Raw genomic sequence first — 25,759 nt, 5'->3', positions numbered from 1 at the left:
CGCCCTTCTGGAGATGCCCCATGACCGACGCCGTCCCCTTCGACGCCGAGCTGGATGCCAGTGGGCTCAACTGCCCCCTGCCGTTGCTCAAGGCCAAGCTCGAACTCAACCGCCTCGCCAGCGGCCAAGTCCTCAAGGTCACCGCCACCGACGCCGGTTCGCAACGCGATTTCCGTGCCTTCGCCCGCCTGGCCGGGCACGAGCTGCTGCACGAGGACGCCGCCGACGGCGTGTTCCGCTACTGGTTGCGCAAGGCCTGAGCGCCGCGTTCGAGGGATTCCGATGTTCAAGGTGCTTCGTGACTGGGTGCAGCGCTACTTCTCCGATGAAGAGGCCGTGGTGCTGGCCGTCTTCCTCGTGCTGGGCTTCACCCTGGTGCTCACCCTCGGCAACATGCTCGCCCCGGTGCTTGCCGGCCTGGTGCTCGCCTTCCTGATGCAGGGGCTGGTCAACCAGCTGGAGCGCCTGCGGATGCCGGGCCCGGCGGCCGTCTGGGTGGTGTTCACCCTGTTCATCGGCCTGCTGGCGCTGTTCCTCGTGGTGTTGTTGCCGCTGCTCTGGCAGCAGCTGAGCAACCTCTTCAACGAGTTGCCGCGCATGCTCGGCGAGTGGCAGTCGCTGCTGTTGCTGCTGCCGGAGCGCTACCCGCACCTGGTGACCGACGAGCAGGTGCTCAACGCCATCGAGGTCACCCGCAGCGAGATCGGCAAGTTCGGCCAGTGGGCGCTGACCTTCTCCCTCTCCAGCCTGCCGCTGCTGGTCAACCTGATGATCTACCTGGTGCTGGTGCCGATCCTGGTGTTCTTCTTCCTCAAGGACCGCGAACTGATCCTGCACTGGCTGAGCGGCTACCTGCCCCGCGAGCGGCAGTTGATGACCCGCGTGTGGAAGGAGCTGCACCAGCAGATCGCCAACTACATCCGTGGCAAGGTCATCGAGATCGTCATCTGCGGCGGCGTCACCTACGTCGCCTTCGTTTCCCTCGGGCTCAACTACGCCGCCCTGCTGGCGCTGCTGGTGGGCCTGTCGGTGGTGGTGCCCTACATCGGCGCCGTGGTGGTCACCGTGCCGGTGGCGTTGATCGGCCTGTTCCAGTGGGGCTGGGGCGATCAGTTCATCTACCTGATGGTCCTCCACGGCATCATCCAGGCCCTGGATGGCAACGTGCTGGTGCCGCTGCTGTTCTCCGAAGCGGTCAACCTGCACCCGGTGGCCATCATCTGCGCCGTGCTGCTGTTCGGCGGGCTGTGGGGCTTCTGGGGCATCTTCTTCGCCATCCCCCTGGCCACCCTGTTCAAGGCCGTGCTGGATGCCTGGCCACGTACTTCTGCCGAGCCGGCCGGGCCTGCGCCCATCATGTGACGGACAAAAAAAATGCCGCGAAGATTCGCGGCATTTTTCATTGCGGCGGGGGCTCAGGCCTTGTTCAGCGCCTGCGCGGCTGCCAGCACCTCGTCGGCATGGCCCGGCACCTTCACACCGCGCCATTCCTGGCGCAGCACGCCGTCCTTGTCGATCAGGAAGGTGCTGCGGTCGACGCCCAGGTACTCCTTGCCGTAGAGCTTCTTCTGGCGGATCACGTCGAACAGCTGGCACAGTGCCTCGTCCTTGTCCGAGATCAGCTCGAAGGGGAAGGCCTGCTTGCATTTGAAGTTCTCATGGGACTTCAGGCCATCGCGGGAGACGCCGAAGATCACCGTGTTGGCGGCTTCGAACGCGCCGTGGCGATCACGGAAGTCCTGGCCCTCGGTGGTGCACCCCGGGGTGCTGTCCTTCGGGTAGAAGTAGATCACCACCTGCTTGCCACGCAGGTCAGACAGCTTCACTTCCACGCCACTGGTAGCGGCAGCGGTGAAATCGGCGACGGGCTGGTCGAGGCTCACGGCCATGGGAAAGCTCCTCTGTTCAGGGGTGTTGCGGACGCCACGGTTCGATCAGCGCGTCCAGGTTCAACGCATCGGCGAAGTCCAGGAACTGATCGCGCAGCCAGCTGATCTGGGTGCCGGCCGGCAGCGTCACGGTGATGGTCGCGTTGAGCATCGTGCCCATGGTCTGCGGCGCCTGGTAGGTGTCGCAGGTCAGGTTCTCGATCTCCACACGGTGGTCGAGGAAGAACTGGCACAGCTCGCTGAGGATGTCCGGGCGGTACACCGCGCTCACATAGGCGACGTACGGCATCGAGTTCGGACGCGGCTCCAGCAGGCCGCTGCGCACCATGTGGGTGGTGAAGTCGTGGCGCTTGGCCAGGGCCGGTACACCGGACTCCAGGCGCGCCAGCGCATCCCAGCTGCCGGAAACCTGCAGCACCAGGGCGCAGTACTCGCCGTGGCGGGTCATGCGGCTGCTGACCACGGCACAGCGGTTTTCCTGGCTGGCGCGGCAGAGCACGGTGGTCAGGTCCATCGGGTTCCGGCCAAGGGCACTGATCACGAGGAATTGTTCGCGGGGCGGGGTGGTGGACATGCAGCGTTCCTAAAGCGAGGGGAGGGCGGCGAGGCCGCGTCTATCAAAGCGGGAAGGGTAGCGAAAAGCGCCGCCAAGGGGAATGCTGGCAGGCCCCGTGTCACCTTGTGCTGGACCCAGGCCGCCAGTACCATTACCGCTCTCTTTTTCCGGCAGGAGCGGTTGCATGATTGCGGGCAGTATGGTGGCGCTTGTCACGCCCATGGACGCGCAGGGTCAACTGGACTGGGCGAGCCTGGCCAAGCTGGTGGATTTCCACCTCCAGGAAGGCACCAACGCCATAGTCGCGGTCGGCACCACGGGCGAATCGGCCACCCTGGATGTCACCGAGCACGTCGAAGTCATCCGCCGCGTGGTGGATCAGGTCAACGGCCGTATCCCGGTCATCGCCGGCACCGGCGGCAACTCCACCCGTGAGTCGGTCGAACTGACTGCAGCCGCCAAGGACGTAGGCGCCGATGCCTGCCTGCTGGTGACCCCCTACTACAACAAGCCGACCCAGGAAGGCCTGTACCAGCACTTCCGCCACATCGCCGAATCCGTCGCGATCCCCCAGATCCTCTACAACGTCCCCGGCCGCACCGTCTGCGACATGCTGCCCGAGACCGTCGAGCGCCTGGCCAAGATCGGCAACATCATCGGCATCAAGGAAGCCACCGGCGACCTCAAGCGCGGCCAGGAAGTACTGGATCGCGTCAGCAAGGACTTCCTCGTCTACTCCGGTGACGACGCCACCGCCGTCGAGCTGATGCTCATGGGCGGCAAGGGCAACATCTCCGTCACCGCCAACGTCGCCCCCCGCGAGATGGCCCAGCTCTGTGCCGCCGCCATGGCCGGCGATGCCGCCACCGCGCGTGGCCTGAACGACAAGCTGATGCCGCTGCACAAGGCCCTGTTCATCGAGTCCAACCCGATCCCGGTCAAGTGGGCGCTTCACGAAATGGGCCTGATCCCGGACGGCATCCGCCTGCCGCTCACCTGGCTCAGCCCCCGCTGCCACGAACCCCTGCGCCAGGCCCTGCGCCAGTCCGGCGTGCTTGCCTAACCCTTGGAGCAACAACGCATGAAGCGACTGGCCGGACTCTCCGCGCTCGCCCTGATGATCTCCAGTACCAGCGGTTGCGGCTGGCTCTGGGGCGAAAAAGGCTACTTCCGCGACCGCGGCAACGATTACCAGGAAGCGCGCCAGGCCGCGCCCATGCAGCTGCCGGCGGACGCCGACAGCAAGCGGCTCGACCCGCTGCTGCCGATCCCGGCCAACGTCGCCGACAACCGCACCGACCCCGACTACGAAGTCCCGCGCCCGCAGCCCCTGCAGGTGCGTGGCGAAGTCAGCGAGTACAGCCTGCAGAAGAGCGGCGACTCCCGCTGGGTCGTCGCCCAGCGCGTACCGGCCGAAGTCTGGCCGGTGGCCCGCCAGTTCTTCGAGGACGGCGGTTTCCGCATCGCCGACGAGCGCCCGCAGACCGGTGAATTCAGCACCGCCTGGCAGCGCCTCGATCAGCTCTCCGCCCCCCTGGCCCGCCGCCTCGGCAGCCGCGTGAGCGGCCTGGAGCCCGACAGCGAAGTGCGTGCCCGCGTGCGCATCGAGCCCGGCGTGCAGCGCAACACCTCCGAGATCTTCATCCTCACCACCAGCCGCCCGGCTGGCAGCAGCGCCGACACCGGCTGGCCGAGCCGTTCCGACAGCCCGGGCCTGGAAGCCGCGCTGATGGACGAAATGCTCGCCACCCTGGCCCGCAGCGCCGAACAGGGCGGCTCCGTCTCCCTGCTCGCCGCCCGCGACTTCGACGCCCCCAGCCGCGTCACCCTCACCCAGGACGGCAGCGGCAACCCCGTGCTCAACCTCGGTGCCGACTTCGACCGCGGCTGGTCCAGCGTCGGCCGCGCCCTGGAAATGGGCGACGTCCGCGTCGACGACATCAACCGCAGCCTCGGCGTCTACTACATCAACCTCGCCGAGGGTGCCGAGAAGGACAAGGAGCCCGGCTTCTTCAGCCGCCTGTTCGGCAGCGCGCCGAGCAAGGAAGAGATCGAAGCCCGTGCCGAGCGCTACCAGGTCCGCCTGACCCGCGTCGGCGAGACCGTCCAGGTCACCGTCGAGAAGGACCTCAACACCGTCGCCCCCGCCGACGTGGCGCGCCGCGTGCTGACCCTGATCCAGGAAAACCTCGGCTGACAGCCGAAACCGGGCGGCCCTCGCGCCGCCCGGCATCCAATGGCCGGCCCCGTGCAGGCTGCGGAACCCGATAGGCGAAACCCCGGTTTCGCCTGTTTCGTTTGATGAAGGCGGAAAACGACATGACCACTCCCAGCACCCTGAGCCTGAAGAAGATCTATTCGGGCAAGGTCCGCGACCTGTACGAGATCGACGACAAGCGCATGCTCATGGTTGCCACCGACCGGCTCTCCGCGTTCGACGTCATCCTCGACCAGCCCATCCCCGAGAAAGGCAAGATCCTCACCGCCATCTCCAACTTCTGGTTCGACAAGCTCAGCGGCATTGTCCCCAACCACTTCACCGGTGACCGCGTCGAAGACGTCGTCCCCGCCGCCGAGCTGCCCCTCGTCGAAGGCCGCGCCGTCGTCGCCAAGCGCCTCAAGCCCGTCGCCGTCGAAGCCATCGTCCGTGGCTACATCGTCGGTTCCGGCTGGAAGGAGTACCAGAAGAGCGGCACCGTCTGCGGCATCCAGCTGCCGGCCGGCCTCAAGGAAGCCTCCAAGCTGCCCCAGCCGATCTTCACCCCCTCCACCAAGGCCGCCGTCGGCGACCACGACGAGAACATCTCCTTCGAACAGTGCGAAGCCATCATCGGCAAGGAACTGGCCGCCAAGGTCCGTGACACCGCCATCGCCCTCTACAGCACCGCCGTCGAATACGCCGCCACCCGCGGCATCATCATCGCCGACACCAAGTTCGAATTCGGCATCGACGAAGACGGCACCCTGACCCTGATGGACGAAGTGCTCACCCCCGACTCCAGCCGCTTCTGGCCCGTCGAGAGCTACGTCGAAGGCAAGAACCCGCCCAGCTTCGACAAGCAGTTCGTCCGTGACTGGCTCGAGTCCACCGGCTGGAACAAGGAGCCGCCGGCGCCCGCCGTACCGGCCGACGTCGCCCAGAAGACCGCCGACAAGTACCGCGAAGCCCTCACCAAGCTCACCGCCTGAACCGAGGGTACGCCCACCGCCTGCCGCCCCGATAACGGAGCGGCGGGCGGCTGGAAGTCCGACCTGCTGCAAGCATCTGAAACCACGCGAAAAAATCGCCTCATGGGCTTCGCCATCGGCGGATGAGCTGGTATGATGCGCGCCGTTCGGGAAGATGCCGGAGTGGCCGAACGGGACGGATTCGAAATCCGTTGTGTCAGCAATGGCACCTAGGGTTCAAATCCCTATCTTCCCGCCATATCCCAAGGGCCCCAGAGATTTGCGTCTCTGGGGCCTTTTCATTTGGGGGAATTTTGGTGCAGTCATTTCACCATGCTTCCGGGTGCGAATTCTCCGTGGTTAAGCTTCTGGGCGCTCAAGTAGGCTTGTTCGGCCTCTTCCAGAGTAGGGAATAACCCGAGGTCCACGCGCCTACCATCAAATCTGATTCTTGCTCTGAACTTCCCGGTTGCCTTGTGAAAGTCGACTCCCCTAACGCCTGTCGTAGAATTCGACCGGGGGCCTACGTTGCAGAGATTCTGAGACCTAGTCGCCATCCGCAGATTGCAAAACCTGTTGTCGTTTGGGTTTCTATTGATGTGGTCGATATCGTGTTCTGGCCATTCCCCTGTCATATACAGCCACGCCAATCGATGAGCGAAGTAGCTGACAAGGTTTACCCGTATCTCTACGTATCCATTCGGCTTGACCTTTCCTGCCGTTGATCCAAGTTTTACCTTTTGCTTCCTGATAGCCCAAGTAAATACCCCTGTTTCTGGGTCGTAGCTGAGCTGCTTCTTGAGTTCTTTTTGCGTAAGCATTGGACGTTCTCCGTTGACATCCAGTGGATTATTGCCATTGACGCCAACGCAGCGTCCTCATAAATTCCCCCGCCATGGCCTACTTTGAGAAGCGCGGCGAGTCCTGGCGGGCGCAGATCCGCCGCAAGGGATACCCCACACTATCAGCTACTTTCGACACCAAGGCGGACGCCCAGCGATGGGCAGCCGAGGTCGAAGGCGACATGTCGCGCTCGCGCTTCGTGGACGTGCGGGAGGCCGAGCAAACGACCCTGGCCGAGGGGTTGAAGCGCTACCTGCGCGAGGTCAGCGACCACAAGAAGGGTGCCAAGCAGGAAGCTCTGCGCATCAAGCGATGGATTGCGCACCCCGTATCTGCGAAATCCATGGCTGCCGTCAAATCGTCCGACATGGCCGAGTACCGCGACGAGCGCATCAAGGCCGGCGCGTCTTCGGCAACCGTCCGCCTTGATCTGGCCATCATCAGCCACCTCTACACCATAGCCTCGAAGGAATGGGGGATAGAGGGCCTGACGAACCCGTGCAAGAACCTCCGAATGCCGAAGGGAAGCAAGGAGCGCGACCGCCGGCCAACTTCTGCGGAGTTGAGCAAGGTCTACGAGGCCGCCGCTCAGCTACATGCGGAGCTGCCAGTGATCATCGAGCTAGCTGCCGACACAGCGATGCGCCGGTCTGAACTGGTATTGCTGAGGCGAGAACAGGTAAGGGGGAGGGTGGCGTATCTGGAGGACACCAAGAACGGCGAAAGACGTGCCGTTCCCTTGTCCTCCAGAGCGGTGGCGCTGCTCCAGGGACTGCCGGCGCGCATAGACGGGCGGTACTTCAGCCTGTCATTGAACACGGTAAGCAACTACTTCCCCAGAGCCTGCGAGGCGGCGGGCGTTGTCAACCTGCGCTTTCACGACCTGCGGCACGAGGCTACAAGTCGGCTGTTTGAGCGCGGTTTCACGATGATGGAAGTGGCGGCGATCACCGGCCACAAGACGCTTTCGATGCTCAAGCGCTATACGCACCTGAGTCCGCACGCGTTGGCGGAAAAGCTGGGCTAGGGTGTCGTTAGGCGACGCCGCGAAGGGTGGGAGGGCTGTTGCGCTTGCGCCCTGGCTTGCTGGCCTTGTGCGATCCGTCGCGGTACTCCCGCAGGAACTTCAGTACATCCTCTTTAAGCCAGGCATGCTGGCCTGACATCCTGAAGCCCTTTGGCAGCCAGTCGGCATTGCGGCGAATCCCGTCGCGTATGGATGCCTCAGTCTTGCCGAGCATCCTGGCCATGCCTGCAATGTAGATGACTGTACTTTCTTCTGACATAGCGAATCCTCCCCGCCGATCAGGCCGGCAGGCTGGTTGTTTGGTATGTGATGACGGGAATTGGTGTTAGCGCGTTGCGCGCTCAACCACTTCTTGGATTTCGGCTGGGTTGCATAGCCTCTTCATGGCCCTTGCCGCTCTGTTGAGGCGGGCTTCCCTATCGAGAAGCGCGGCCTTTGAAGCCGCTTTCGAAATCTGTTCATCGGTTGCAGAGCCCATCAGCAAGCGCTCAAGCAATGCCGGACAGCTTTCGCCAGAGTCTTCGCGCATAACCTGCAAAAGCGCTGCCGCCATATTGCTCACGCGCGCCGAAACGGACGTCTTTAGCGATCTATTTGCCATTTGATGCTCGCCTTTTAGTTCAACATGCAGCCAAGCCGCGCGGAGATAAATGCGTAAGCGGTTGCGGGAAGTGGTGTTGGCATGTAACCCAGCACTGGCATCGCCAGGCCTAAAGCCTTATCCCGTCTAAGCGCGGGTATTCGCTTTATGCGCTCCATCTTTCTCTCGCGCTGTACCTGGCCGTGCCAAGCAGCCCGCATCCGACGTTTCACGATGATTTGCATTGGCTCACCTCTTCCCATACATCGCCCGCCGCTGCGAGCCGTCGCCGCCTATCCAGCGGTAGTCGTTGCCGCGATGGACTAGCACGTCAAAGCGGAACTCGTGGTCAACGACGTAGCCGGCGGCCTTGAGCTGTTCCAGCACCTGCTTTTGGGGCTTGGTCATGGCTTTGGTGCCTCTTGCATGGCTGCGTCGATGGCGTCGAGGGCACGCGAAAACTCAGAGTCGAAGTGTTCTGCTGTGTAGCCGTGATCTCTGACAGAAGCGTCGCGGAGTCGACGGAACAGCCCCGCATCCTTCCGGCAGGCCTCTAGCTCGGCGCGGAGAGTGTCACGTTCCGCTTTGGTGTCTTCGGCTTCAGCCCAAAGCCCCATGTTTGCGGCCATGAGATCCGAAGCCGCCCTGCGCGCTTCGACGGCAGAGTTGCGGCGCGTTACAACCTCTTCGCTCAAGCTTTTGTTTGCGGACTTGAAGTGTTCAATCTCCCGCTCAAGCTCGGCGATGCGGGCGACCTGGGCGGCGATGACGCTTTCAAAGTGATGCTCGTACAGCTGTTCCATGTCGCGGCGCAGGGATTCGCGCTGCTGATCGGTCATGCCGGCTGATGGCAAGCCAAAGCCAGAATCTTTTGCATCCAGGCCAAAGTCGTGCCGATGGGTCATGCACATGTCCAAAATGATCTGGTTCTTGTTGATGTCGCCCATCACGCCTCCCTCCACAGCTTCACCCATGCCGAGTTCCATTCCTGCAGACGAGAGCAGTAGCCATGGAACAACGCAGAGAGCGGGATGATGGGGTACGCCAGGATCAGAAGCGCTCGGTCGCCGAAACGCTTTGCGGTGAGAATCAGGTTCACTTCCGGCTCCTTTCCAGCGCTTCTAGCTGGCGGGTGATGTTGTCGATGGTGTTGAGGCCGCGCTGAGCTGTCTCGCGGTCCCATTGGTGGGATGCGGTGGCCAGACGGCGCAAGCTGTCCTTGTGGGCTTCGATCTGGATTTCGATGTTGCTGGCCGACTCGAACAGGTCGGCCATTTGCTGGAATGAGGTCATGCGGCCTCCTGCTGTTTTCGCATGGCGCGCCCGTCCTTCAGCTCGATTCCGAACTGGTCGGCGACGCGGCGGATGATGGTGGGGTCAATGCCGGTTTCCTTCGCGATGTGGCGAAGACAGGCGGTGTCGGCTAGGGCCTTGATGGTCTGCGCCAGCTCTTCGGTCGGTACGTTCAGCTTGCGGTTGATGGTCTTCGGGAAGGTCAGGCTGAACTCAATGCTCAGCTCTTCAAGGAAGCTGTGATTCACGCCGACGTAGTGCCGAGCAGCCGTCTTGTTCATGCCCATTTCGGCGGCCTGCCTGAGCTTGTCGGCAATCTCCTTGCGGCGCTCCTGACTCATCGGCTTTGCGCCTCTGCGCTTTGCCGGGCGCGGCTCTGTCGGGATCAGTGGACGGTGCTTCTTGCGCAGGTAGTCAGCCGCCGTGTCCTCGCGGAAATACATCCTGAGCAGCCGTTGCAGCTTGCAGTCAGTGCACTGGAGTTCTGACAGGAGCGCCTTGCGATCCGGCTTGGTCGGCAGCCTAACCGCGATATGCGCCACCAGATCCGAATCGCCGGCATGGATCTTGTCCAGCTTGGCCTTCTGGTCAGGGAGCAGATACGGATTCACGTCCCCGTGCGCGACCAAGGCCGCGTAGGTTTCCGCATCATGTCGCTCGTCCTTCGGTCTTCGCGGCGGATCATTTCGCTTGCCGCTTTCCACTTCGGTGATGGTGGCGCCACCCTCCAAGAACTCTGCGGTGAGGCGTTCCAGATCTTCGTGACTCAGTTGGTGTGCGACGGATGCGGGTTCAATCCAGGCGTCAGCCGGGAACGAATCATCCGGTTGGAGTATTTCGGTCATGGCAATACCTCGGCGCAGGGATCGCGGGGGCGTCCCTGGTGCGGTGTGTTGGTTGGGGTGTTACGAGAGGGCGGAGAGGACAGCGAACAGCAGGGCGGCGGCGCCGATCACGCCGGCGATGACGATGGTGAAGAGTTCGGGCTCTTGGTCGTTCACTTCATAGCCCTCCCTATCTCGGCGGCGGCTCTGAGGACTGCGCGTGCGTCGTCGCCGTCATCGCGGAACGATTCCTCGCAGGTGCTTCCGTCGAGCGTGTAGATCACCGCTTGCGCATCGAAGTCGATGCCCATCTTCAGCGCCTTGAGCAGGAGGTACCGGTCGCCGTCGTCTGTGAGCGGATTCCATCGGAACCCTGACGGGCAGTCATCTTGCCTAATGCAAAGCCCCGAGAATGGACCGAAAGACGATCCCCATTCACCAACAACGGACATCCCCGCCGCCCTAGCAGCGGCCTCCAGCAGTTCGCGGTCGGTCATGGCTATTCCTCCATAGCTGTGTCAATAGATGCGTCATCCCACATGACGGCGTCTTGGGCGTTTTCCTTGAGCCAGCGGTAACGACGGGCGTCGTCCCTGAGTTCGGCTATCTGCTGCCGAAGGTCGAAGCCCATCTGTATCGACCTGACCATCAGTTCTTCGTACTTCGCCTTCCAGTCGATGTCCGTCATGCTTCCTCCCCTGTGGCCTTGCGGATGGCGGCGCGGGCTTGTTCGTGCATGCGCACAAAGTCAGGCGCTTTGAGCGCAAGAAGCGCCTCATGCTGGCCTTCAAAGTTGCGCGTAAGCACTCGCAACGCCTCCAGCAGCTCCCTGTTCTGCTCGGACAACTGTTCTACGCGCGCCTGGAGTTGGTCGCGGACTTCGAATTGGTCGCCTCTGCTCATCGCCGATGAGCGCGGGTCGTTCAGCAATTCCTCAACGTCTGCTTCCGTAATGCTTCGGTACAGCACGGTCATGGTGCTCATTGGTCTTCTCCGATAGCCGCGTCTATGGCCTCGATCTGGTGAGCCGTCACGGACGAGTGGTTGCGCAGTTCGAGCAGCGCTTGGCGCATGCGGTTGTTCTGCTCGATCAGGGTGAGGACGACCTTGGGGTTGGCCAAGGTTATGTGAACCGCGTAGACGTCCTGGGCGACTCCAGTCTCTCCAACGAGGTCAGCCCAAACGATGGCGTTCCCGTTGATGTCCTCGACGCCATAGCTCGGAATGCTGTCAGGGCCCTTGTAGCCTTCAGGCACGTAAAGCAGCCATTCGCCAGTCGTGAATTTCAGGCATGCTTGCGCCGCCTTTTCCAGCTCATCCCACCTACTCATGCCCACCTCCCACCAGCTCAGCCGGAACGTCTACGGAATCGCCCAGATTCTCAGAAACCAATCTGCGCAAGCCGGCAACTAGCGGATCTGGGCCTTTGGTGCTGTAAAGCACGGAGCTACCTGGCATCTGCCCCCACCAAACTCCGCTAGCTGTTCCTGGGGCTATGGAGCTAATCCTGTGCTGGTAAAGCAGCGGCCCGCCCTGGCTCCAGTCGGTGGATGGCGAGTACGTGGGGCGCGCACCGAACTGGGCGAGGTCGCTCATGTCCATCAGGCGGCCGTAGAAATCAAACGCCACGAATGCGTTGCAGGCCTTCGCCACCGCCCAATCCAACGCCGCGCCAATCAGATCACAGGTGCGGAGGGTTACTGTTGTGCTCATTGCGCTTCTCCCGGGCGATGGTTCCAAAGGTGGGCGGCCTGCGCTTCTGCCTGTTCAAGCTCTGCCTCAGAGTCGTCAACCGGGTCTACCCAAGGCCCTTCCGCGCCACACTCAAAGCAAAGGATTGTGATAGACGGGTCTCCGTGAAGGACCGTCAGGTCTTCCGATTTGCAGAAAGGGCACGGCTTCAGTTCATGCGGCATGGTCACACCACTCGTTCCGGTACAGGCTGCGCTCTCTGCCCATGTCTTCGTCATGCCACCCCGCCAGCCACAGATGACGGCGCTTCATCTGGCTCATGCCGTAGGGGCACTCTCTGTACGATTTGGCTCTGTCTCGTGCATCTACGCCCTTCCGGTAGTCGATGTTGCTTTCCGGGTCGTTGATGCCCTGGTGTTTCGCGGACATAGCAAACTCCCTCCCGCCGGGCATTGCCGGCAGGCTGTTGTGGGGTAGGGGTGGGTTACTGCTTAGCGCTGGTGTCGCACTGGAGGGTGATAACGCCGTTTGCTGTGGTGATCGTAGGCTTTGCCATGCGGCGAGCGTCGTCACGCTGATTGAGCGCGATCATGCACATGCCGAACATCAACACGAAGCCAATTCCGAGCAGCCAGTTGAGAGCACGATCTGTCGTCATCACTCCCCCTCCTCGGCGTTCTTGGTGGAGAGGAGGGCGCGGAAATCACGCACTGTCTCTATCACATGCGGGTAGAACCCTGCGCGGCCGCTGCCGTCATCATCCATATCCAGCGGAAACAGAACGCTGATGCGCTCAGCCAGCTCCCTCGGCACGCTCACCGCGTCGGGCTGCTGGGGTGGGAGGGCGTAGATGGCGCGGATCGGCCATGTGCCATCCTCGACGGTGTTTTGGTAATGCAACTGGTCGCAGAAGCCGTGCCATTCGCCGTTACGGTCCTGGTACTGATATCCGACCACCTGCTGCCCCCTGATGGCCTCCAGCTCGGCGCGGAGCTGGGCGTTCTTCTCCATCTCGGCAATGCACAGGCGCTGATGGCTGTCGCGTTCGGAGCGCATGGCCTCGCAGCCTTTCAGCGCAACCTCCCAGGCGTGCCATGCGTCATCAATCAGCTTTTGCCTGTGCCTAAGTTCGCTTTCCAGTTGCCTGCGTTCAGCGAAAAGACTGTCGCGCTCTCCGCAGAGCCGGCGTAGCTCGGCGCTATCCCGGGCGTGCTGCTCAATCCAGCCCTTGCGCTTTGCCTCGTAGTCGTCGTGGCGTACGTAGTCGCCGACGTCATCCTCGTGCATTACCGAGCTCAGGCCATCACGCCCGAACGGTTCGTACCGCTTCACATCGCTCATCGGTCGTTCTCCTGGGGCGGGGTGGGCTCTTCCCATTTCTGCGGCGTACCGAACAGCCGTGCCGCGTAACGCTTGCATCCCGCGATAGATCCGTATTCGCGGGGCAGCTCATGCCAAAGCTGCGATCCTGTGCGGTCGGGTGTGTTGTCGAGGCGGAAATACTGTCCGGTCCTGTCGTGGTAGACGCTGATGGTCAGCTCGTGTGGCGTGCCTGCGTTGGCAATCAATAGCGCGCCCATCTCACACCCCCTCGCCCTTGGCCAGATCCATCGCTTCGCGGACCAGCTCGTTCAGCTTGACCTTGAACTTGTGGATGGTCTTGCCCCCGCCCCATGGCTTCGGGCCGGCCAGTCGGTAGCCAGTGTCACCGTCTCCGATGTAGAGGGACGGCCCTTCGACGCCTTTGACCACCTCGACAATGGCAGTACCGGTGATTTCCGGCATCACCACCGCCTTCTGCTGTTCGGATGCAGGCGGGGTGGCGTACAAATTAACCAGTGCGGTCCCGGTGCGCCCCTTCATGCCGCTGAGCAGTTTGTAGGGGCGATCCTCAATGCCGGTTACCACAACTGTGTCGTTTTCGAGGCTTGCAGTAGCAATCGGCACCCCAGCAGCAGGCGGGACTGTGTATAGCGCATTGTTCTCGCCGTCCTGGCGGTGTTGGGTCGGCGTGATCCCGACGCTGAATGCACGCCCGTGGCGGATGGTTTCTAGCGTTTGGTCGTCGCAGTACCCGATCAACACCCCAGCAGCAGGCGGGGCGGAAAGCGCGGCGCGTGCGCTCCATGCGGCCCAGGCGTGGCGGTTGAACGGCACATCCCAGTCAATCGGGATGTGCGCGGGCATTCCGGAGCGCTGCCTGATCCAGCGCTCGCAGGCCTCCCGTTCATCCTCGATATGGGCAGGGGAGAGGGTGGCGCGGCGGTTCCACATATCGGCAAGCTTCACGCGGGCATCGGTGTTGCCGTGCGTGGCAGTGTCAGTGCTGACCCCGCAGTTTCGGCACTGCACCCAGCAGTAACCATCATCGTCATGGTCGTGCTCTGCAGGGCCACCGCAGAACGGGCACGGCTTCAGTTCTTCACTCACGGCAATCTCTCCCATACATTGTGATCGGCCAGAGCTTCTTTACTGACCGGGATGGTTCGCATGTCTACGCCCTGCAGCTCGCAGGAATCGCCGTCGTCGGAGATGACGAGGTAGCGGCAGCGTGTTGGCTTGTGGAGGTAGCGGGGCGCCTTGTTGGCCTGCGCGTCGATCTGGCGCTTGGTGGGGCTGTCGGTGAACATCACGCCACCGCCTTGCGCGGGTATCGCGCGCCACGGTATTCGGGCTCTGGCTGGTACTGCGGCGTGCGGATCAAGTTGGCCAGCAGCTCTTTCCAAGTCGCGGCATTGTTTGGCAGGCAAATGCCAAATTCGCCGGTGTCGTACTCCACTTCGCGGACCAGGCTGCGCACCAGCTCAAACGGAACGGCCACGTTAGAGCAACCACTGTTGTAGTAGCCGAGGCGTTCAAGCACTTGCTCTTCTGAGTAGGATCCAGCGCTATTGAGCGTCCAGCAGTACCCACGGTCATCTGGTCGCCACAAGGTGATAGCTTTGTCGCGGCGCTTGGTGTGCTTGAGGCTGAGAACGATGTACTGGCTCATGACTTGACCCTCAGGCCCGCGCGCTCGATGGCGTCGACCACGTCCGCGTTGAAGTAGGCGATGTCCTTTGCTTCTTTCACGTCCGGCAGCTCCACCACAGCGCTGTCCAGGGCGGCGTTCCAGATTTTCCAGCCGTATCTGCAGAAAGACGCCTGCCCAACGCGGCCAACATAGATTGCTGGGGAGTCCGTATGCTCTGCGATATAGGTGTTGTTTTCGGCGTTGTAGGCCACGCCATCAGGCACAAGAAAGCGCAACTCAAACGCCTTACGCCGCCGCTCTATCAGGTTGTCGTCCACGGTGATTCCCTCCTCATGCCCTGCGCTTTTCGCCGGCCAGCGCGCTTGTCTCTTTGGCGCGCTTCCTGGCGAACGTCAGGCACTCATGCAGCGCACCTTTCTTGAAGTGCGCGGTGCGGTTGTAGAAGTCGAGAGCCTCATCAGCTACTTGCATGGTCACCTTTGGGCTGAATCCTTCCGCCTGTAGCTGCTGGTCAATCTGCTTGCGCAGGAACTCATGCGTGTTCATAGGTCCACCCACTTGTTTTCGCCGTCGTAGTAGCCGCGCCACTGGCCAACGCTGAATGCCAGCGTTCCAGGGCAAACGAGCCATGCCTTGTCGATGGGGCCGCCCTTCATTTCGAACAGGGCTTTGCGTGCGTACAGGCGCCGCCGCCGGAGAGCAGGGCGCCGCAATGAGATGCGCTTGATGCGCGGTATCGTTGTGAACTTCATGCCTTTCTCCAGGCGAGCAGCGCCCCGCAGCAATGCCGCGTTGGCGCAGAGTCAGGGGATTGGGTAGGGAGGGGCGGTTAGGCCCCTAGTGAGTCAAAGAAGGATTTGAGGTCGGCGATGTCGACTTGATAGTCGCTCCATTTTCCGCCGCGCGATGAAAGCGAAATGCTGGTGTATTTGCGGGCAATCTCTCCAGGGATTAGCAGTGTAAGCACGTGCTTTTCCCCTTCTTCATCGAACCCAATGCACACAAAGAAGTCAGCCAGCATTTCCTGTTTTTTGATGCAAAACGCCCAGCGTTTAACGCTGCATTTATGGCCAGAAAGCTTGAGGCTTGATGACTTGACATCTACTCCGTATCCATTGACGTCAAAGTCAATTTTTGACTGAAACTTTTTGGCGTTCATGTCCTTTGCTTGCGGGACATACTGCACAAACAGTTGCTCTGATTTCGCAGCCAGCCTGTCTTTTGATGAGCCATATTTCAGCTTGTCTCCAGTAACAGGCTCGCCTGCTTTTTTCAGATGCACATACAACGTTTGCCAGGGTATCCCGACCTCATTTGCAGCTACTTTTAGGTTTCTGTTCCTTCGATAAGCCTCAACGCATTTTTCTATGATCTGCATTGGCCACCTCAAAATGGGACCGAGTCATCAAAACCGTCAGGATCGGGAGCGGCCTGGCGCGGCGCTTGCCGTTGCGGCGCACGCTGCTGTTGCTGCTGTTCTTCGCCCTGCGGCTTCCCGCCGAGCAGTTGCATCTGGCCGTTGATGTCCACGACGATTTCGGTGGTGTAGCGGTCCTGGCCGTCCTGACCCTGCCACTTGCGGGTGCGCAGGCTGCCTTCGACGTAGACCTGGGAACCCTTGCGCAGGTACTCGCCGGCGATCTCGGCGAGGCGGCCGAAGAACACCACGCGGTGCCACTCGGTGCGTTCCTGCTGCTGGCCGGTCTGCTTGTCCTTCCAGCCCTCGCTGGTGGCCAGGGTGATGTTGGTCACGGCGTTGCCGTTAGGCATGTAGCGGGTTTCAGGGTCGCCGCCGACATTGCCGATCAGAATGACTTTGTTGACGCCTCTCATGCCTGTGTCTCCTGGCTTGCTGCGCTCAGTGCGCGATTGAGGTCTGCGGACTCGCCGTCAGTGGACTTGATGGAAAAGAAGTCACCCACTGCCGCCTGCCCGTTCTTGATGCTGTTGTAAACGCCACGAAGTGTCGCGATCTCCTCGGGCAGGATCTCGTCCAGGCTTTTGTTGAGGTAGGCGCGGAGGTGTTTTTCGGTGACGCCTTGCTGAGAAAAGGCATCGACCAGCGCGCGCACACGGTCCGCCAGCGGCAGGCTAGTATCACCAGCCAGAGTCTTGCGGCACTGGTTGACAGCGGCCTCCACAAGATCAGGCGGGAGGATTGCCAGCAGGCGCGAGCGAAGGCGTCGCCCACCCATGTTGGCTGTCAGCTCGTAGATGTCGCGCTCTTCGGTAAGAACCTGGGCGTCCCCCTTCTTGTCGCGGAGGTGGCGAACCGTGAACTTCTGCGACGAGTAGGTGTTCGTCTCAAGGTCCCAGGCATAGGCCTCCATTTCGCTGTTGCCTTGCTGGCGGCTCAGCTCCCGGATTCCGTACTCAATGTTCCCCCAGCAACGCGCAAGCTCTTCGGCCAGGCGGATGGATGGTCCAGATACGGTCTGGCCGCCTCTCGGATAGGCGTACTCGCCAGATGCAGCCAGGCTTGGGCGGCTGCACGAACTCATTATCTTGCTGTATGCCAGCGCCTCGTCACGTGGGAATTTCTTGGCCAGGATCAGCTTGCCTTGGGCCTCAGTGACTGCCCGGCTTTGCTCGATGTTCACCGTGCCCTGATTGACGTGCTCCGCCATGCCGCGCGGCGCAAACGGGTTGATATCGGTCATATTCTTTCCTTTGCCCAGTAGGGCAGAGATAGCGTCTCAATGGCCGGCCACTCGTTGTGGCGCAGGCAGTCGGCATAGGTTGAAAGGTCGCGCTGGTATTCGGATCGCCCGGCGCTTTTGGCTTCGGAATCCATGGTGAAAAGCCGGACCGGGTATTTGCCGCAGTCAATGCTTGTGCTGACCACCAGGAACACGAACGCTGCCGGAGGCTCTCCGAAGTGCGCGGCGTAACCGTCGCTGTAGAAGCTGTCCTGCACGTGGTATCGGTAGTCGTGGAAGTAACGAACGAAGCGAGTCATGTCTGCCGTGGTCTTTAGGTCGAGAAGCCAGCCAAGCGCCGGAACGGTTTTGTCTGGCCGGCAACGACACAGAACCCCTTCGCGCTCATCCTTCCAGTAGATGCTTGCCTCAACATCCCCGGCGGTCTCGATAAGCCAGCGCGCATGCGGATGAGCCATTACGCTTTCGCGGATCAGCAGTAGTTGACGTCCCTGCTCCGCTTCCAAGGAAGTCCGCCCGCCAAGCTGGCTTTCAAACTCTGCCCAGGCAGACTTGCCAGCAGTTGTGCGCCTGTCACATACGGGGCCAACTGCGTATTCCTGGTGGAACCTTTCAGGCTCAAGCAAGAACGCGTGAGTGGCGTCTCCGAAGTCCAATGCGCTGGCTTTCTCTGGATCTTCAGGGGCTGCCTTGTTCCACTGGAACAGAGCGGGCGCCTTGGCGATCAGATCCAACTGCGATTTAGACACGCCTTCTCCGCCGTGGTACGCCCCATTGCTGAGGTCACGGTAATAACCGGGCTGCATGACTATCTCCTGCGCATCCCATGCGGGGCGCATCGTGGGGGTGAGAGGGGTAGGGGTAAGACTTAGGCGGGGGTGTTGCTATGTGCGGTCTGCGTACTCGAAGAATGCAGCTTCCTGCTCAAACCATTGCTCATCGGTCAGGTCTTCAGGCCAGTTATCAACGCCTTCTTCGTCTTGGTGGTTAATCCAGTCGAGCGCGAAACGCTCAAGAGCGGCCTTGCGTTTTTCTATGTACTCGTAAACTTTCATGGTGTTCTCCGTGAATCAGCGTTGAACAGTCGGCTGCTCAGCAGTCCACTTCCCAGCAACAGCGCCGGGAACTATGAGCAGGGAGAGGAACAGCAGGCCTCCCAGGAATCCAACCAGGGAGCCTAGCCAGATTGCGTGGCGGCGTGTCATGAGTCAGTCCTCCGGCGGTGCGGGCAGAGGCATCCAGTGCGTGTATGGCGCTTTCTCGGATGGCCCACGCCATTCGATGTCATCACCGCCTTTGGCAATGATGCACCATTGCTCGTAATGCTCGCCGTGGTTGATCCAGTAGTCGCCTTCCGACTCGGGTTCTATGGCATCAAAATCAATACGCACTGAGTCCGGATAATCGCCAGGCTGTGGCGGCGAATAGACCATGACCAGAACGCCAGACTCTGGCATGCGCTCACTGCACTTGATCCACTGGCTCACTTCCCCACCTCCTTCAGCCTTACCCCAGCCGCAGCCATGTCGCCCTGTGTATGAATGCCCATCAGCGCCAGCCATTTGATGGCGGCCTCAATCGTGGGAAAGGTCATCTGTTTTTCCTCCGCGCCACACGCTGCAACTTGCGCTTGTGCTTTCGTTTTGCTCGCCAGCCGCTTGGCAGTGCGTTGAATGTCAGGTGGCGGCATCGGCCAAACAGATCGGCAGGATTCCAGTTCATGCGTCACCTGCCTTGCGCCAACCAGAGTCATAGATAGCCGCCAGGCATTCACGAACGTTGTGCGTGGCCACTGGCTGGTCTGCGTATATGCGGTACATCTCATCAATCGCCGCCTTCCGCTCTTCCTCTGCGATCTGCTCGGGGGTGCGGATGGGGCGGAAGTTGGCAGGATTGCCGACAACGATGCTTGGCTTGCCAGCTGGAGCAATCCACGCCTCGTCTTCGTGGTACGCCAGAACAGTCACACGCTGCCAGCCGGTTTGCCGGCACTCGTACCACTCGACTTCAACGCCCACCGGAGGCAGGCCTTCGCCGGTCCATGGGGTTGGCTCGTGGTTTTTCCCATCAGGGCGGCGCAGGATGATTGAAAGCCCATACTGGGTAAGTCGCGTGAGTCGCCAGATTTCGCTCTCTGCATCCCAATAAAAGCATTGGCTTCCTTGCTGTTTGTGCCAGATCCCTTCAAGCCATGCGTTTGTACCAGGCGGTGCCTTGGTCCAGTCGATATCGCTCATGCTGCCTCCCACATTTCACGGGTTACGATGGCGGTGCGGGCGTCGTCGGCAATTTTAAGTAGCCAGAAATGGCTGCCGCCCATCGGCAGCGAATCCCACTCTCTGTGGTCCCAAATAAGGCCGTCTACCAAAGGCAAGGACGGGCTAGGGTGGCGGGTGCCATTCATCATCCCGTCATCAGCGTCTTGAGAGATTGCACGCACTCCATCCGGCCACTCCTTCAGGTGCTCCTTGAGTATTTCGAGCAGGGTCATACGTCACCCCCGGTGGCCTTGGCGATGGCGGCGCGGGCGCGCATTGCCGGATGGTGTGGCAAAACCTTGTCGAGCAGTTGCATGCATGCCTCTTTTGCCTGTTCGGAGGTGTCGAACTTTTCGAACCACGTTGTGCCCTCGTACGTGCAATAGGCCGACCACTTTTCGCCGGGCCACACAATGCAGCTGTACATTCCGTAAAACTCGATTCGGCGAGGTCCATCCAAGCCGCTGAAATCGTAGTGCGGGCCGAACATCACCGAACTGTCGAACTGAATCACGTGAGAATCTTCGATCCAGGCGAGGTCAGCAGCGTCTTGCAGCGCCTCCAGCAGCTCGGGCGCGGCGGCTATCAGGCGGGCGTTGGCGGTGGCTTCAGTTTTGGTTATCGAGTGGCATCCTTTTTCGCCCCACACCCCATTGTCCATACAATGAACAACGGTTACTCCAAATGGGCCAGAAACAGTGTTTTCTCTGCGCTTCCAAGGCCCGGGCGTGTGCTTGCTCATGCTGCATGCTCCTTCATGTCGATAGCGTCGGCGTGTGCTTGAAACAGCGCGATGAGCAGGTCTGCGTCGAGTTCAACGCGGAGACCTCGTCTACTGATGTCTTCCAGTGCTGCCATCAGGTTGATGGGCGCCGCAGCCGACTCGCAGGCGTCGTAAATTGCGGCTACTGCCTCGTGGTAGGCGTTCATGCGGCGTGCTCCTGTTCACGCTCCTTGTCGATCTCGCGGCGCACGCGCTCGTCGATGCCGATGAAGATGATTTCTTGGAAGGGTGCCGCCAGGGTGCGCATGGGGCCGGTCATGTAGTCGGCGCCACGGCTCAGAAGCAGCACAACGCAGCGCTCGAAGAACTCCCGGCGCTGGCCTGCGGGCGCGTTGTCGAAGAACTCGGCTACCGACTCGATGTCGCCAGCCTCGATCTCGTCGAGCAGTGCGTCAGTACGGCGGTCAACCTCAGCGCGATAGCTGAGGTCACGGTCAATCGCGCGCTGATGCGCGATGGCGGTCATGGTCATGGTTACGTCCTCGCGATGCGTGGATGTGGGATAGGTGCATTCGGCTGGCAACGATCCGCAGCCACTCGAATGCAGGCAAAGAAAAGCCCGACATTGCCGGGCTTTTGCAGGAGTCTGTCGGCCTTAGTCGTGCCGGCCGTGGCAGGTCCTTTACATGAGAAATCCTCCGAAGATCGCTGCGTTCAAAATCGCGGCAGCTCGCGACGTGAATAAAAACGCCCACGGGGCTGTGGGCTAAGGGCCGTCCGTGGCCGGTCTCTGAGGGTATTGGTGGTGTGACTCGTCACGAGTCGCTGGAAACGATGCGCAGCCTGTGGCGTTATAGGTCGCCGGCATTTCCCGGGCGGCACAGGTGGCCAATTTGCGCTTCTTCGAGAGGCGCGGCCGTGAATAAACCGTTGTCTCTGCAAAACTGCATTTCGGCATCGTAACCAGCCGCGTACAGCACAACTTCTCCTGCTGGGTTGTAGATCCGACGCCATTTCAGCGCGCCTTTTGGGTTAGGGCATTTCTCAATCCTGTACCCGTGTCTGGCAAAGCAGCCGTTTGGGCTGTCTGGATGCGCTGCCATTTACTTGCTCCGGTAGATGAGGCTGCATTGGTGGTTGTGTGTATGCATGGGGGAGTGGCCTGGCTGGCCGGTGCTGATCTCCGGCATTCGTATGGCTGCGACAGCTGGACGAATTTCTTGTCCTGGCAAATCCCAAACGATGTTCAAGGCGCATTCAGCCAAGCCCCTCCCCTCATGCATACAGCCCTGCTACCGGCAGGGCGGCGGGTTACTTTTCGCCGGCGCGGTAGCGCTTCACGTCTTCCTCGGTGTAGAGCGGCGTGACCATACAGGTGCTGACCCGCTCTGCGTAGCCTTCGTCCCTGCTGATCCAGGGGATGCCCTCGGCCATGTAGCCCCAGGCGATCGGGTCGCGCTTCTCGTCAAGGTTGTCCAGCTCGGCTTCCAGCTTCTCGCGAGCCTCCTGGGCGGCGTACTCGATGTCGTGCAGGTCAGCGATCCGGCGCTCCAGCGAGCTTTTATAGGTCAGGAAGCCGGTGGTGTAGCTGCGGATGCTGTCGATGATGGTTTTCTTGGCTATGGCCATGTCCTTTCCTCAGTAATGCCCAGGAGACTGGGCGGGGTTACTCGGTGCCGGAAAGCCAGCAAGGTTCGGTAGCCTCGGCCAGCCACTGGCGCAGCGTTCCGATTGGCTTTTCGGGGTCTTCTTCGCCGCACCACTGGATATCAAGCATCGCGCCAACCACCAGCACGCAGTCGTCAATATCGCTGTCTTCCAGCCCGCACATTTCGCAATGCAGCCTGCGAGCTTCTGCTTCGTCATGCGCGGCGTAGAAGTCGTGGTCATCAATCCAAAAGCAACGCAGCTCTTTGCTTTGCTCTGCCATCGTCTTTCCCTCCTGGGCTGTGTTAGGTCGTCAGGGCGGCAGCTTTGCAATCCGCCGCTGTCATTCGGTAACCGTCGGTGTCCTCAACTACGTGCACTCCCGCATGGAATCCGCGAGCGCTGTTGAGTTCGTTTGCTTTTCGGATACAGGCCTGAAGATCAACGTCTTTAAACACCGTGCGCTCTCCGTAAAGGCTTATGAAAAGCACTCGGTTAAGTGGTGTTTGCATCGCGTTTACCTCTGCTAACTCCCGAGGATTACTCGGCTGTTGGTCGTCATCCCAAGCAGCCCTCGCTAGAAGGCTGCTCAGTGATGCTCGCCGTTACAGCGCAACGATCAGCACCAAGGCAAAGCCCAGATAGAAGCCCATGAAGGCGTTCAGATTCCGGTACATGGCTTGTTCCTCCATGTGGCCCTTGGCACTGCAGTTGCTGTAGCCGGTTGTGTGTAGCGCCCCTGCCGCCGATAACCGGGCGCCGCGTACGTGTTGGCCTTGAGCTTCCATCGCAGCGCGCCCTATTCGGCATTTGGCGCGTTGGTCATCTGGTTCAGTGTTTCCCTCGCGATTACCTGCAGCTCGGTGGCCCGTTTCGTAGGGCAGTGCATCGCGGGTAGCCGACCCGATCTGTCGGCTGGTCTCATTTCTGCATTGGCTGGTTCCTCCTGATGTTGTTTGTTCCATTCCATGCGTCTTGCTGTGCCCGATTCGTATCTCTGGCCCGGGTGCTACTGGCTCGCCCTGGCTGGCTCGCATGGTTTGGCGTCCTCCCAATCTGGGGAGTCCGGCAGCTATCCAGAGGCTGCGTGGGCGACGGTTGAGCTTCCTCACCACCGGGTTGACCGGTACGTCGCTGGTTACGTCTGGTTGTTAAAGAGCGGTCGGCTCTGAGGCCTGGCCGGCGGTGTTTTGCTCGGCTTGAGGTAAACTTTACCAGTGCCATGGTAATCGTCAAGCGGTGGTGGTAAATATTTTTGGTAAATAATGGCGCAGATCAGGTAAATGCATGATCTGGAAGGGAAAATATTTTTTGCGGAGACGTGAAAAAGCCCGCTCTAGGCGGGCTTTGGGAGGGAGGGAGGCTGTGGGCTAGATGCTATTCGCCCATGATCTCGCGGTAGCGCTTCTGGTATTCATCGTACGGCAGGCGCTGCTGTTGAAGCTGCTGGAGCTGCTGCTGTTGAGTCAGGCCTGTGCGCTGCTGCGGCGTCAGCGCTTGTTCCTGGGCGGCGTAGAAGGACGGATCTTCGACCATAGTCGTCGAGGCTTTTGTGGGCAGATCAAACATCGATCCTGTAGCCGGGTCGATGATCAGCATCCCGATAACGCCGCCTATAAGCAGGTTGCCCCAATACCAGCCTTCTACGCCGGAATTCAGCGTGTAGACCGAATCCTTGTAGCCGTCAGCGCTAAACTTGATCGTGTACAGCTCGCCGTCAAAGTAGCCGGCGGCCGCCTTGAGCTTCACGGTATCTGGAGTGGTTCCGCGATAGACGACATCGCCGTCCTCGTTTTTGATCTCAAACTTCGCCCTGGATGGCTCGCTTGTGATCTGCACGGGGTAGATAGGTTCGCTGAAGATGCTTGCGCACCCGGACAGAGCAGTGATCATCAGTACTAATGCTGCGGCGCGCATGGCGACCTCCTTGTGATATGGCGTACTTAGTATTGACGCATGTACCGGTCGCTGCCGAACTTGGCTTCGTAGTCCTTCACCATCGCCTGGCACATTTCTGTAGCTGTGCGTTTCTCTGGCGTGAATGGGTACAGCTTGTCTGCCTCGGCCCAGCATGTGGCGACGGCGAGCTGAGCCTTTTGCTTGGCCGGGTTTGAGTTGAGGTAGCCAAATGCCAGAAAGGCGAGAACGCCCAGCGCAAGCGGTAACGCGATCCACCAGTAGCTGGCAGACCTGCGCTCGACGGCGCCGCACTGAGGGCAGCATTTAGCCGTAATGGAAACCTGCGCTCCGCATTCCTTGCATTTGACCAGAGCCATCCTTACCTCACAGGTACATTGATACCCACCACACGCGCCCAATGATGCTGATGTTCTGGTCAGTCACTTGGTCTGGCGTGTATTCCTCGTCTGGGTGCTCGTCGCGGTTGTAGCTGCGCAGCCGCAGTCCGCCGCCTGGCAGGCGGTACAACTGCTTCACCCTGAGCTGCCCGTTATGATCAATGGCGTACACGTCGCCATCGTTTATACGGGTCACTCCTCGATCTACGCCAACCGTGCTGCCGGAGCGCAAGAACGGCTCCATGCTGTTGCCAGTGACGGTGACAAAGACAGCGTTTTCCGGCGCTACGTTCTTCTTGCGAAGGGACATCTTCCCGAACCGCATAAATCGCCCCATGTGCTCTGCAATGGCAGTGCTACCAGGGCCGCCGGCTACCTCTACTTCCTTGAGAAAGGGCAGGGCTACCTCGTCAGGCCCAAGCGGCGTTTCATCGTCCCACACCTCCACTGGCTCCAGCTCGTACTGCGGTGCAGGGACGGGCTTCGGCTGCTCTTTTGGAGTGTGAAACAGCACGCTGGGGTCTTCTAACGGCTCATCCAAAGCGTTCTCTGGAAGCCCGCACAGGCGCTCAATCTCCCGCGCAAGATCGTCCCCCACGTTCCTTCGATGGGTCGGGTTCTCGCTGAAGATGCGGGAAACGTAACTCGGTTGCCGATTCACATGCGCGGCAAAAGCCGCATCGCTCGAAAACTTCGAATCGATGAACTGGCGCAGGCGCTGACGGCGAATCTCTCTGATGTCCATCCGCGCATTAGAGCGGGAATTTCCCACGGGGGAAATTACCTTGACTTGGTAAATGTCTCTGGTAATCTGTTTGGTAAATGAACCAGCAGGTGAACCACCATGGATTTTCCTTCCTACCTCAAAGCCCTTCCGCGTGGCGGGAAGAAGCAGATGGCTGAATCGCTTGGTATCCCCGCGAGCTATCTGTCCCGCCTGCTTTCTGGTGACCGCGCAATCACTGCCGAGCGCGCTCTTCACATTGAGCGTGTGACCGGCGGGAAGGTTACCCGCCACGAGCTTCGTCCGGACATTGCTTGGGACTCAGCCGCTTAACAGCCAGCGAAGTCGTGACGCGCTCGAAGCCTTCGCGAGTTTCTCCAGGCTGTGCAGGACGCATCACCAGTAACGAGGTTTCGAGCTTGGCCCGAAATCGGATTTGAGAGGCAAGCGGCATCACCTCCATCAAGGCGGCGATGTGGCAACGAAGGGCGAGCAGTTCGCCCTGGATGGTTTCAACGGTCGGTTGCATGGGGATTTCCCTGTCGGCTGATCCAGTGACGACAGGATGCCAACGCCAAGGCAACGGCACCACGCGAAACAAAG

General features: G+C 60.7%; 51 protein-coding genes and 1 tRNA gene. 8 read left to right on the top strand and 44 right to left on the bottom strand.

The window, feature by feature from the left end:
* Positions 1 to 20: 20 nt before the first annotated feature.
* Together RTK35_RS16360 and RTK35_RS16355 are read left to right on the top strand one after the other, a co-directional pair.
* Entirely contained in the window at positions 21 to 260 is a 240-nt protein-coding gene (locus RTK35_RS16360; RefSeq protein WP_044414073.1) for a sulfurtransferase TusA family protein, read from the top strand.
* 22 nt (positions 261 to 282) lie between these two features.
* Positions 283 to 1,362: an AI-2E family transporter gene (locus RTK35_RS16355; protein WP_316908498.1), complete on the top strand. Its 1,080-nt coding sequence runs from the start codon at positions 283 to 285 to the stop codon at positions 1,360 to 1,362.
* Between the two features lie 53 nt (positions 1,363 to 1,415).
* On the opposite strand, the gene RTK35_RS16350 is transcribed toward RTK35_RS16355, so the two are convergent.
* Together RTK35_RS16350 and RTK35_RS16345 are read right to left on the bottom strand one after the other, a co-directional pair.
* Positions 1,416 to 1,889: a peroxiredoxin gene (locus RTK35_RS16350; protein ID WP_069562186.1), complete on the bottom strand. Its 474-nt coding sequence runs from the start codon at positions 1,887 to 1,889 to the stop codon at positions 1,416 to 1,418.
* A 16-nt stretch (positions 1,890 to 1,905) separates the two neighbouring features.
* Positions 1,906 to 2,463, bottom strand: coding sequence for a glycine cleavage system protein R (locus RTK35_RS16345; RefSeq protein ID WP_044414064.1), 558 nt, complete (start codon positions 2,461 to 2,463; stop codon positions 1,906 to 1,908).
* Between the two features lie 166 nt (positions 2,464 to 2,629).
* Here RTK35_RS16345 and dapA point away from each other — a divergent pair, with 166 nt between their 5' ends.
* The 4 genes from dapA (at position 2,630) to RTK35_RS16325 (ending at position 5,872) form a co-directional block, all read left to right on the top strand.
* The gene (gene dapA / locus RTK35_RS16340) at positions 2,630 to 3,508 is read left to right on the top strand and encodes a 4-hydroxy-tetrahydrodipicolinate synthase (RefSeq protein ID WP_044414061.1); all 879 of its coding nucleotides are present in this window, start codon (positions 2,630 to 2,632) and stop codon (positions 3,506 to 3,508) included.
* A gap of 18 nt (positions 3,509 to 3,526) precedes the next feature.
* Positions 3,527 to 4,642 carry an outer membrane protein assembly factor BamC gene (gene bamC, locus RTK35_RS16335; RefSeq protein WP_316908497.1) on the top strand — a complete coding sequence of 372 codons (1,116 nt, stop codon included), beginning with the start codon at positions 3,527 to 3,529 and terminating at the stop codon, positions 4,640 to 4,642.
* 122 nt (positions 4,643 to 4,764) lie between these two features.
* Entirely contained in the window at positions 4,765 to 5,634 is an 870-nt protein-coding gene (locus RTK35_RS16330; RefSeq protein ID WP_044414056.1) for a phosphoribosylaminoimidazolesuccinocarboxamide synthase, read from the top strand.
* 148 nt (positions 5,635 to 5,782) lie between these two features.
* A tRNA-Ser gene (locus tag RTK35_RS16325) sits at positions 5,783 to 5,872 on the top strand.
* A 64-nt stretch (positions 5,873 to 5,936) separates the two neighbouring features.
* Here RTK35_RS16325 and RTK35_RS16320 read toward each other — a convergent pair.
* Positions 5,937 to 6,434 carry an HNH endonuclease gene (locus RTK35_RS16320; RefSeq protein ID WP_316908496.1) on the bottom strand — a complete coding sequence of 166 codons (498 nt, stop codon included), beginning with the start codon at positions 6,432 to 6,434 and terminating at the stop codon, positions 5,937 to 5,939.
* A 74-nt stretch (positions 6,435 to 6,508) separates the two neighbouring features.
* On the opposite strand from RTK35_RS16320, the gene RTK35_RS16315 reads away from it, so the two are divergent.
* Positions 6,509 to 7,483, top strand: coding sequence for a site-specific integrase (locus tag RTK35_RS16315; protein WP_316908495.1), 975 nt, complete (start codon positions 6,509 to 6,511; stop codon positions 7,481 to 7,483).
* A gap of 7 nt (positions 7,484 to 7,490) precedes the next feature.
* On the opposite strand, the gene RTK35_RS16310 is transcribed toward RTK35_RS16315, so the two are convergent.
* From RTK35_RS16310 to RTK35_RS30590, 40 genes are all read right to left on the bottom strand, one after another.
* On the bottom strand, positions 7,491 to 7,742 hold the full coding sequence (locus tag RTK35_RS16310) for a hypothetical protein (RefSeq protein WP_316908494.1): 252 nt from the start codon (positions 7,740 to 7,742) through the stop codon (positions 7,491 to 7,493).
* Positions 7,743 to 8,312: 570 nt separating this feature from the next.
* Positions 8,313 to 8,471, bottom strand: coding sequence for a hypothetical protein (locus RTK35_RS16305; RefSeq protein WP_316908493.1), 159 nt, complete (start codon positions 8,469 to 8,471; stop codon positions 8,313 to 8,315).
* Complete coding sequence (locus RTK35_RS16300) at positions 8,468 to 9,010, bottom strand: hypothetical protein (RefSeq protein WP_316908492.1); 543 nt, start codon at positions 9,008 to 9,010, stop codon at positions 8,468 to 8,470. The genes RTK35_RS16305 and RTK35_RS16300 overlap by 4 nt, the downstream gene beginning before the upstream one ends.
* Positions 9,010 to 9,162 (bottom strand): hypothetical protein, encoded by a 153-nt coding sequence (locus tag RTK35_RS16295; protein ID WP_316908491.1) that lies wholly within the window; start codon positions 9,160 to 9,162, stop codon positions 9,010 to 9,012. Before RTK35_RS16295 ends, RTK35_RS16300 begins: the two co-directional genes overlap by 1 nt.
* Positions 9,159 to 9,356 (bottom strand): hypothetical protein, encoded by a 198-nt coding sequence (locus tag RTK35_RS16290; RefSeq protein WP_316908490.1) that lies wholly within the window; start codon positions 9,354 to 9,356, stop codon positions 9,159 to 9,161. Before RTK35_RS16290 ends, RTK35_RS16295 begins: the two co-directional genes overlap by 4 nt.
* Positions 9,353 to 10,201, bottom strand: coding sequence for a hypothetical protein (locus tag RTK35_RS16285; protein ID WP_316908489.1), 849 nt, complete (start codon positions 10,199 to 10,201; stop codon positions 9,353 to 9,355). The genes RTK35_RS16290 and RTK35_RS16285 overlap by 4 nt, the downstream gene beginning before the upstream one ends.
* 152 nt (positions 10,202 to 10,353) lie before the next feature.
* Positions 10,354 to 10,677 carry a hypothetical protein gene (locus tag RTK35_RS16280; RefSeq protein ID WP_316908488.1) on the bottom strand — a complete coding sequence of 108 codons (324 nt, stop codon included), beginning with the start codon at positions 10,675 to 10,677 and terminating at the stop codon, positions 10,354 to 10,356.
* A gap of 2 nt (positions 10,678 to 10,679) precedes the next feature.
* Complete coding sequence (locus RTK35_RS16275) at positions 10,680 to 10,868, bottom strand: hypothetical protein (RefSeq protein ID WP_316908487.1); 189 nt, start codon at positions 10,866 to 10,868, stop codon at positions 10,680 to 10,682.
* A complete protein-coding gene (locus tag RTK35_RS16270; RefSeq protein ID WP_316908486.1) occupies positions 10,865 to 11,164 on the bottom strand; it encodes a hypothetical protein in 300 nt (99 codons plus the stop codon). Before RTK35_RS16270 ends, RTK35_RS16275 begins: the two co-directional genes overlap by 4 nt.
* Positions 11,161 to 11,511 carry a hypothetical protein gene (locus tag RTK35_RS16265; protein ID WP_316908485.1) on the bottom strand — a complete coding sequence of 117 codons (351 nt, stop codon included), beginning with the start codon at positions 11,509 to 11,511 and terminating at the stop codon, positions 11,161 to 11,163. Before RTK35_RS16265 ends, RTK35_RS16270 begins: the two co-directional genes overlap by 4 nt.
* Complete coding sequence (locus tag RTK35_RS16260) at positions 11,504 to 11,893, bottom strand: phage protein NinX family protein (RefSeq protein ID WP_316908484.1); 390 nt, start codon at positions 11,891 to 11,893, stop codon at positions 11,504 to 11,506. The genes RTK35_RS16265 and RTK35_RS16260 overlap by 8 nt, the downstream gene beginning before the upstream one ends.
* Positions 11,890 to 12,096 (bottom strand): Lar family restriction alleviation protein, encoded by a 207-nt coding sequence (locus tag RTK35_RS30595; RefSeq protein ID WP_410478675.1) that lies wholly within the window; start codon positions 12,094 to 12,096, stop codon positions 11,890 to 11,892. The genes RTK35_RS16260 and RTK35_RS30595 overlap by 4 nt, the downstream gene beginning before the upstream one ends.
* Positions 12,086 to 12,301 (bottom strand): hypothetical protein, encoded by a 216-nt coding sequence (locus RTK35_RS16255; protein ID WP_316908483.1) that lies wholly within the window; start codon positions 12,299 to 12,301, stop codon positions 12,086 to 12,088. The genes RTK35_RS30595 and RTK35_RS16255 overlap by 11 nt, the downstream gene beginning before the upstream one ends.
* A gap of 55 nt (positions 12,302 to 12,356) precedes the next feature.
* On the bottom strand, positions 12,357 to 12,530 hold the full coding sequence (locus RTK35_RS16250) for a hypothetical protein (RefSeq protein WP_316908482.1): 174 nt from the start codon (positions 12,528 to 12,530) through the stop codon (positions 12,357 to 12,359).
* Positions 12,530 to 13,213, bottom strand: coding sequence for a hypothetical protein (locus RTK35_RS16245; protein ID WP_316908481.1), 684 nt, complete (start codon positions 13,211 to 13,213; stop codon positions 12,530 to 12,532). The genes RTK35_RS16250 and RTK35_RS16245 overlap by 1 nt, the downstream gene beginning before the upstream one ends.
* Positions 13,210 to 13,452 (bottom strand): hypothetical protein, encoded by a 243-nt coding sequence (locus RTK35_RS16240; protein ID WP_316908480.1) that lies wholly within the window; start codon positions 13,450 to 13,452, stop codon positions 13,210 to 13,212. The genes RTK35_RS16245 and RTK35_RS16240 overlap by 4 nt, the downstream gene beginning before the upstream one ends.
* Position 13,453: 1 nt before the next feature.
* Entirely contained in the window at positions 13,454 to 14,302 is an 849-nt protein-coding gene (locus RTK35_RS16235; RefSeq protein ID WP_316908479.1) for a Lar family restriction alleviation protein, read from the bottom strand.
* Positions 14,299 to 14,502, bottom strand: coding sequence for a hypothetical protein (locus tag RTK35_RS16230; RefSeq protein WP_316908478.1), 204 nt, complete (start codon positions 14,500 to 14,502; stop codon positions 14,299 to 14,301). The genes RTK35_RS16235 and RTK35_RS16230 overlap by 4 nt, the downstream gene beginning before the upstream one ends.
* A complete protein-coding gene (locus RTK35_RS16225; RefSeq protein ID WP_316908477.1) occupies positions 14,502 to 14,864 on the bottom strand; it encodes a hypothetical protein in 363 nt (120 codons plus the stop codon). The genes RTK35_RS16230 and RTK35_RS16225 overlap by 1 nt, the downstream gene beginning before the upstream one ends.
* A complete protein-coding gene (locus tag RTK35_RS16220; RefSeq protein WP_316908476.1) occupies positions 14,861 to 15,163 on the bottom strand; it encodes a hypothetical protein in 303 nt (100 codons plus the stop codon). Before RTK35_RS16220 ends, RTK35_RS16225 begins: the two co-directional genes overlap by 4 nt.
* A 13-nt stretch (positions 15,164 to 15,176) precedes the next feature.
* Positions 15,177 to 15,392 (bottom strand): hypothetical protein, encoded by a 216-nt coding sequence (locus RTK35_RS16215; RefSeq protein ID WP_316908475.1) that lies wholly within the window; start codon positions 15,390 to 15,392, stop codon positions 15,177 to 15,179.
* Positions 15,389 to 15,598, bottom strand: coding sequence for a hypothetical protein (locus RTK35_RS16210; RefSeq protein WP_279801627.1), 210 nt, complete (start codon positions 15,596 to 15,598; stop codon positions 15,389 to 15,391). The genes RTK35_RS16215 and RTK35_RS16210 overlap by 4 nt, the downstream gene beginning before the upstream one ends.
* A 77-nt stretch (positions 15,599 to 15,675) precedes the next feature.
* Positions 15,676 to 16,224, bottom strand: coding sequence for a hypothetical protein (locus RTK35_RS16205; protein WP_316908474.1), 549 nt, complete (start codon positions 16,222 to 16,224; stop codon positions 15,676 to 15,678).
* Between the two features lie 8 nt (positions 16,225 to 16,232).
* On the bottom strand, positions 16,233 to 16,679 hold the full coding sequence (ssb, locus tag RTK35_RS16200) for a single-stranded DNA-binding protein (RefSeq protein WP_316908473.1): 447 nt from the start codon (positions 16,677 to 16,679) through the stop codon (positions 16,233 to 16,235).
* A complete protein-coding gene (locus RTK35_RS16195) occupies positions 16,676 to 17,506 on the bottom strand; it encodes a hypothetical protein (RefSeq protein WP_316908472.1) in 831 nt (276 codons plus the stop codon). Before RTK35_RS16195 ends, ssb begins: the two co-directional genes overlap by 4 nt.
* Positions 17,503 to 18,312, bottom strand: a complete 810-nt coding sequence (locus RTK35_RS16190) for a PD-(D/E)XK nuclease-like domain-containing protein (protein ID WP_316908471.1) — start codon at positions 18,310 to 18,312, stop codon at positions 17,503 to 17,505. Before RTK35_RS16190 ends, RTK35_RS16195 begins: the two co-directional genes overlap by 4 nt.
* Before the next feature lie 78 nt (positions 18,313 to 18,390).
* The gene (locus tag RTK35_RS16185) at positions 18,391 to 18,561 is read right to left on the bottom strand and encodes a hypothetical protein (protein ID WP_316908470.1); all 171 of its coding nucleotides are present in this window, start codon (positions 18,559 to 18,561) and stop codon (positions 18,391 to 18,393) included.
* A gap of 153 nt (positions 18,562 to 18,714) precedes the next feature.
* Entirely contained in the window at positions 18,715 to 18,993 is a 279-nt protein-coding gene (locus RTK35_RS16180; RefSeq protein WP_316908469.1) for a DUF551 domain-containing protein, read from the bottom strand.
* Positions 18,990 to 19,235 carry a hypothetical protein gene (locus RTK35_RS16175; protein ID WP_316908468.1) on the bottom strand — a complete coding sequence of 82 codons (246 nt, stop codon included), beginning with the start codon at positions 19,233 to 19,235 and terminating at the stop codon, positions 18,990 to 18,992. The genes RTK35_RS16180 and RTK35_RS16175 overlap by 4 nt, the downstream gene beginning before the upstream one ends.
* Positions 19,225 to 19,743 (bottom strand): hypothetical protein, encoded by a 519-nt coding sequence (locus RTK35_RS16170; protein ID WP_316908467.1) that lies wholly within the window; start codon positions 19,741 to 19,743, stop codon positions 19,225 to 19,227. The genes RTK35_RS16175 and RTK35_RS16170 overlap by 11 nt, the downstream gene beginning before the upstream one ends.
* Positions 19,740 to 19,997 carry a hypothetical protein gene (locus RTK35_RS16165; RefSeq protein ID WP_316908466.1) on the bottom strand — a complete coding sequence of 86 codons (258 nt, stop codon included), beginning with the start codon at positions 19,995 to 19,997 and terminating at the stop codon, positions 19,740 to 19,742. Before RTK35_RS16165 ends, RTK35_RS16170 begins: the two co-directional genes overlap by 4 nt.
* Entirely contained in the window at positions 19,994 to 20,506 is a 513-nt protein-coding gene (locus tag RTK35_RS16160; RefSeq protein WP_316908465.1) for a hypothetical protein, read from the bottom strand. Before RTK35_RS16160 ends, RTK35_RS16165 begins: the two co-directional genes overlap by 4 nt.
* Positions 20,503 to 20,694 carry a hypothetical protein gene (locus RTK35_RS16155; protein WP_316908464.1) on the bottom strand — a complete coding sequence of 64 codons (192 nt, stop codon included), beginning with the start codon at positions 20,692 to 20,694 and terminating at the stop codon, positions 20,503 to 20,505. Before RTK35_RS16155 ends, RTK35_RS16160 begins: the two co-directional genes overlap by 4 nt.
* Positions 20,691 to 21,020: a hypothetical protein gene (locus RTK35_RS16150; protein WP_316908463.1), complete on the bottom strand. Its 330-nt coding sequence runs from the start codon at positions 21,018 to 21,020 to the stop codon at positions 20,691 to 20,693. Before RTK35_RS16150 ends, RTK35_RS16155 begins: the two co-directional genes overlap by 4 nt.
* A 779-nt stretch (positions 21,021 to 21,799) precedes the next feature.
* Positions 21,800 to 22,117 carry a hypothetical protein gene (locus RTK35_RS16145; protein WP_316908462.1) on the bottom strand — a complete coding sequence of 106 codons (318 nt, stop codon included), beginning with the start codon at positions 22,115 to 22,117 and terminating at the stop codon, positions 21,800 to 21,802.
* Positions 22,118 to 22,154: 37 nt separating this feature from the next.
* Positions 22,155 to 22,418, bottom strand: coding sequence for a hypothetical protein (locus RTK35_RS16140; protein WP_316908461.1), 264 nt, complete (start codon positions 22,416 to 22,418; stop codon positions 22,155 to 22,157).
* Between the two features lie 322 nt (positions 22,419 to 22,740).
* The gene (locus tag RTK35_RS16135) at positions 22,741 to 23,100 is read right to left on the bottom strand and encodes a hypothetical protein (RefSeq protein WP_316908460.1); all 360 of its coding nucleotides are present in this window, start codon (positions 23,098 to 23,100) and stop codon (positions 22,741 to 22,743) included.
* A 412-nt stretch (positions 23,101 to 23,512) separates the two neighbouring features.
* The gene (locus RTK35_RS16130; RefSeq protein ID WP_316908459.1) at positions 23,513 to 24,052 is read right to left on the bottom strand and encodes a hypothetical protein; all 540 of its coding nucleotides are present in this window, start codon (positions 24,050 to 24,052) and stop codon (positions 23,513 to 23,515) included.
* Positions 24,053 to 24,078: 26 nt separating this feature from the next.
* Entirely contained in the window at positions 24,079 to 24,411 is a 333-nt protein-coding gene (locus RTK35_RS16125; protein WP_316908458.1) for a hypothetical protein, read from the bottom strand.
* Between the two features lie 7 nt (positions 24,412 to 24,418).
* On the bottom strand, positions 24,419 to 25,147 hold the full coding sequence (locus RTK35_RS30590; protein WP_410478679.1) for a helix-turn-helix transcriptional regulator: 729 nt from the start codon (positions 25,145 to 25,147) through the stop codon (positions 24,419 to 24,421).
* Between the two features lie 129 nt (positions 25,148 to 25,276).
* Between RTK35_RS30590 and RTK35_RS30585 the strand changes: the two genes are divergently transcribed.
* Positions 25,277 to 25,489: a transcriptional regulator gene (locus RTK35_RS30585; RefSeq protein WP_410478674.1), complete on the top strand. Its 213-nt coding sequence runs from the start codon at positions 25,277 to 25,279 to the stop codon at positions 25,487 to 25,489.
* On the opposite strand, the gene RTK35_RS16115 is transcribed toward RTK35_RS30585, so the two are convergent.
* Positions 25,440 to 25,685, bottom strand: coding sequence for a hypothetical protein (locus tag RTK35_RS16115; RefSeq protein ID WP_316908457.1), 246 nt, complete (start codon positions 25,683 to 25,685; stop codon positions 25,440 to 25,442). The genes RTK35_RS30585 and RTK35_RS16115 overlap by 50 nt on opposite strands.
* Positions 25,686 to 25,759 lie beyond the last annotated feature (74 nt).

This window comes from Pseudomonas sp. zfem003, assembly GCF_032621675.1.
GTDB classification, from domain to species: domain Bacteria; phylum Pseudomonadota; class Gammaproteobacteria; order Pseudomonadales; family Pseudomonadaceae; genus Metapseudomonas; species Metapseudomonas otitidis.
Note: the sequence above shows the minus strand (reverse complement) of the source record. Positions and strands in the feature narration are given on the sequence as shown.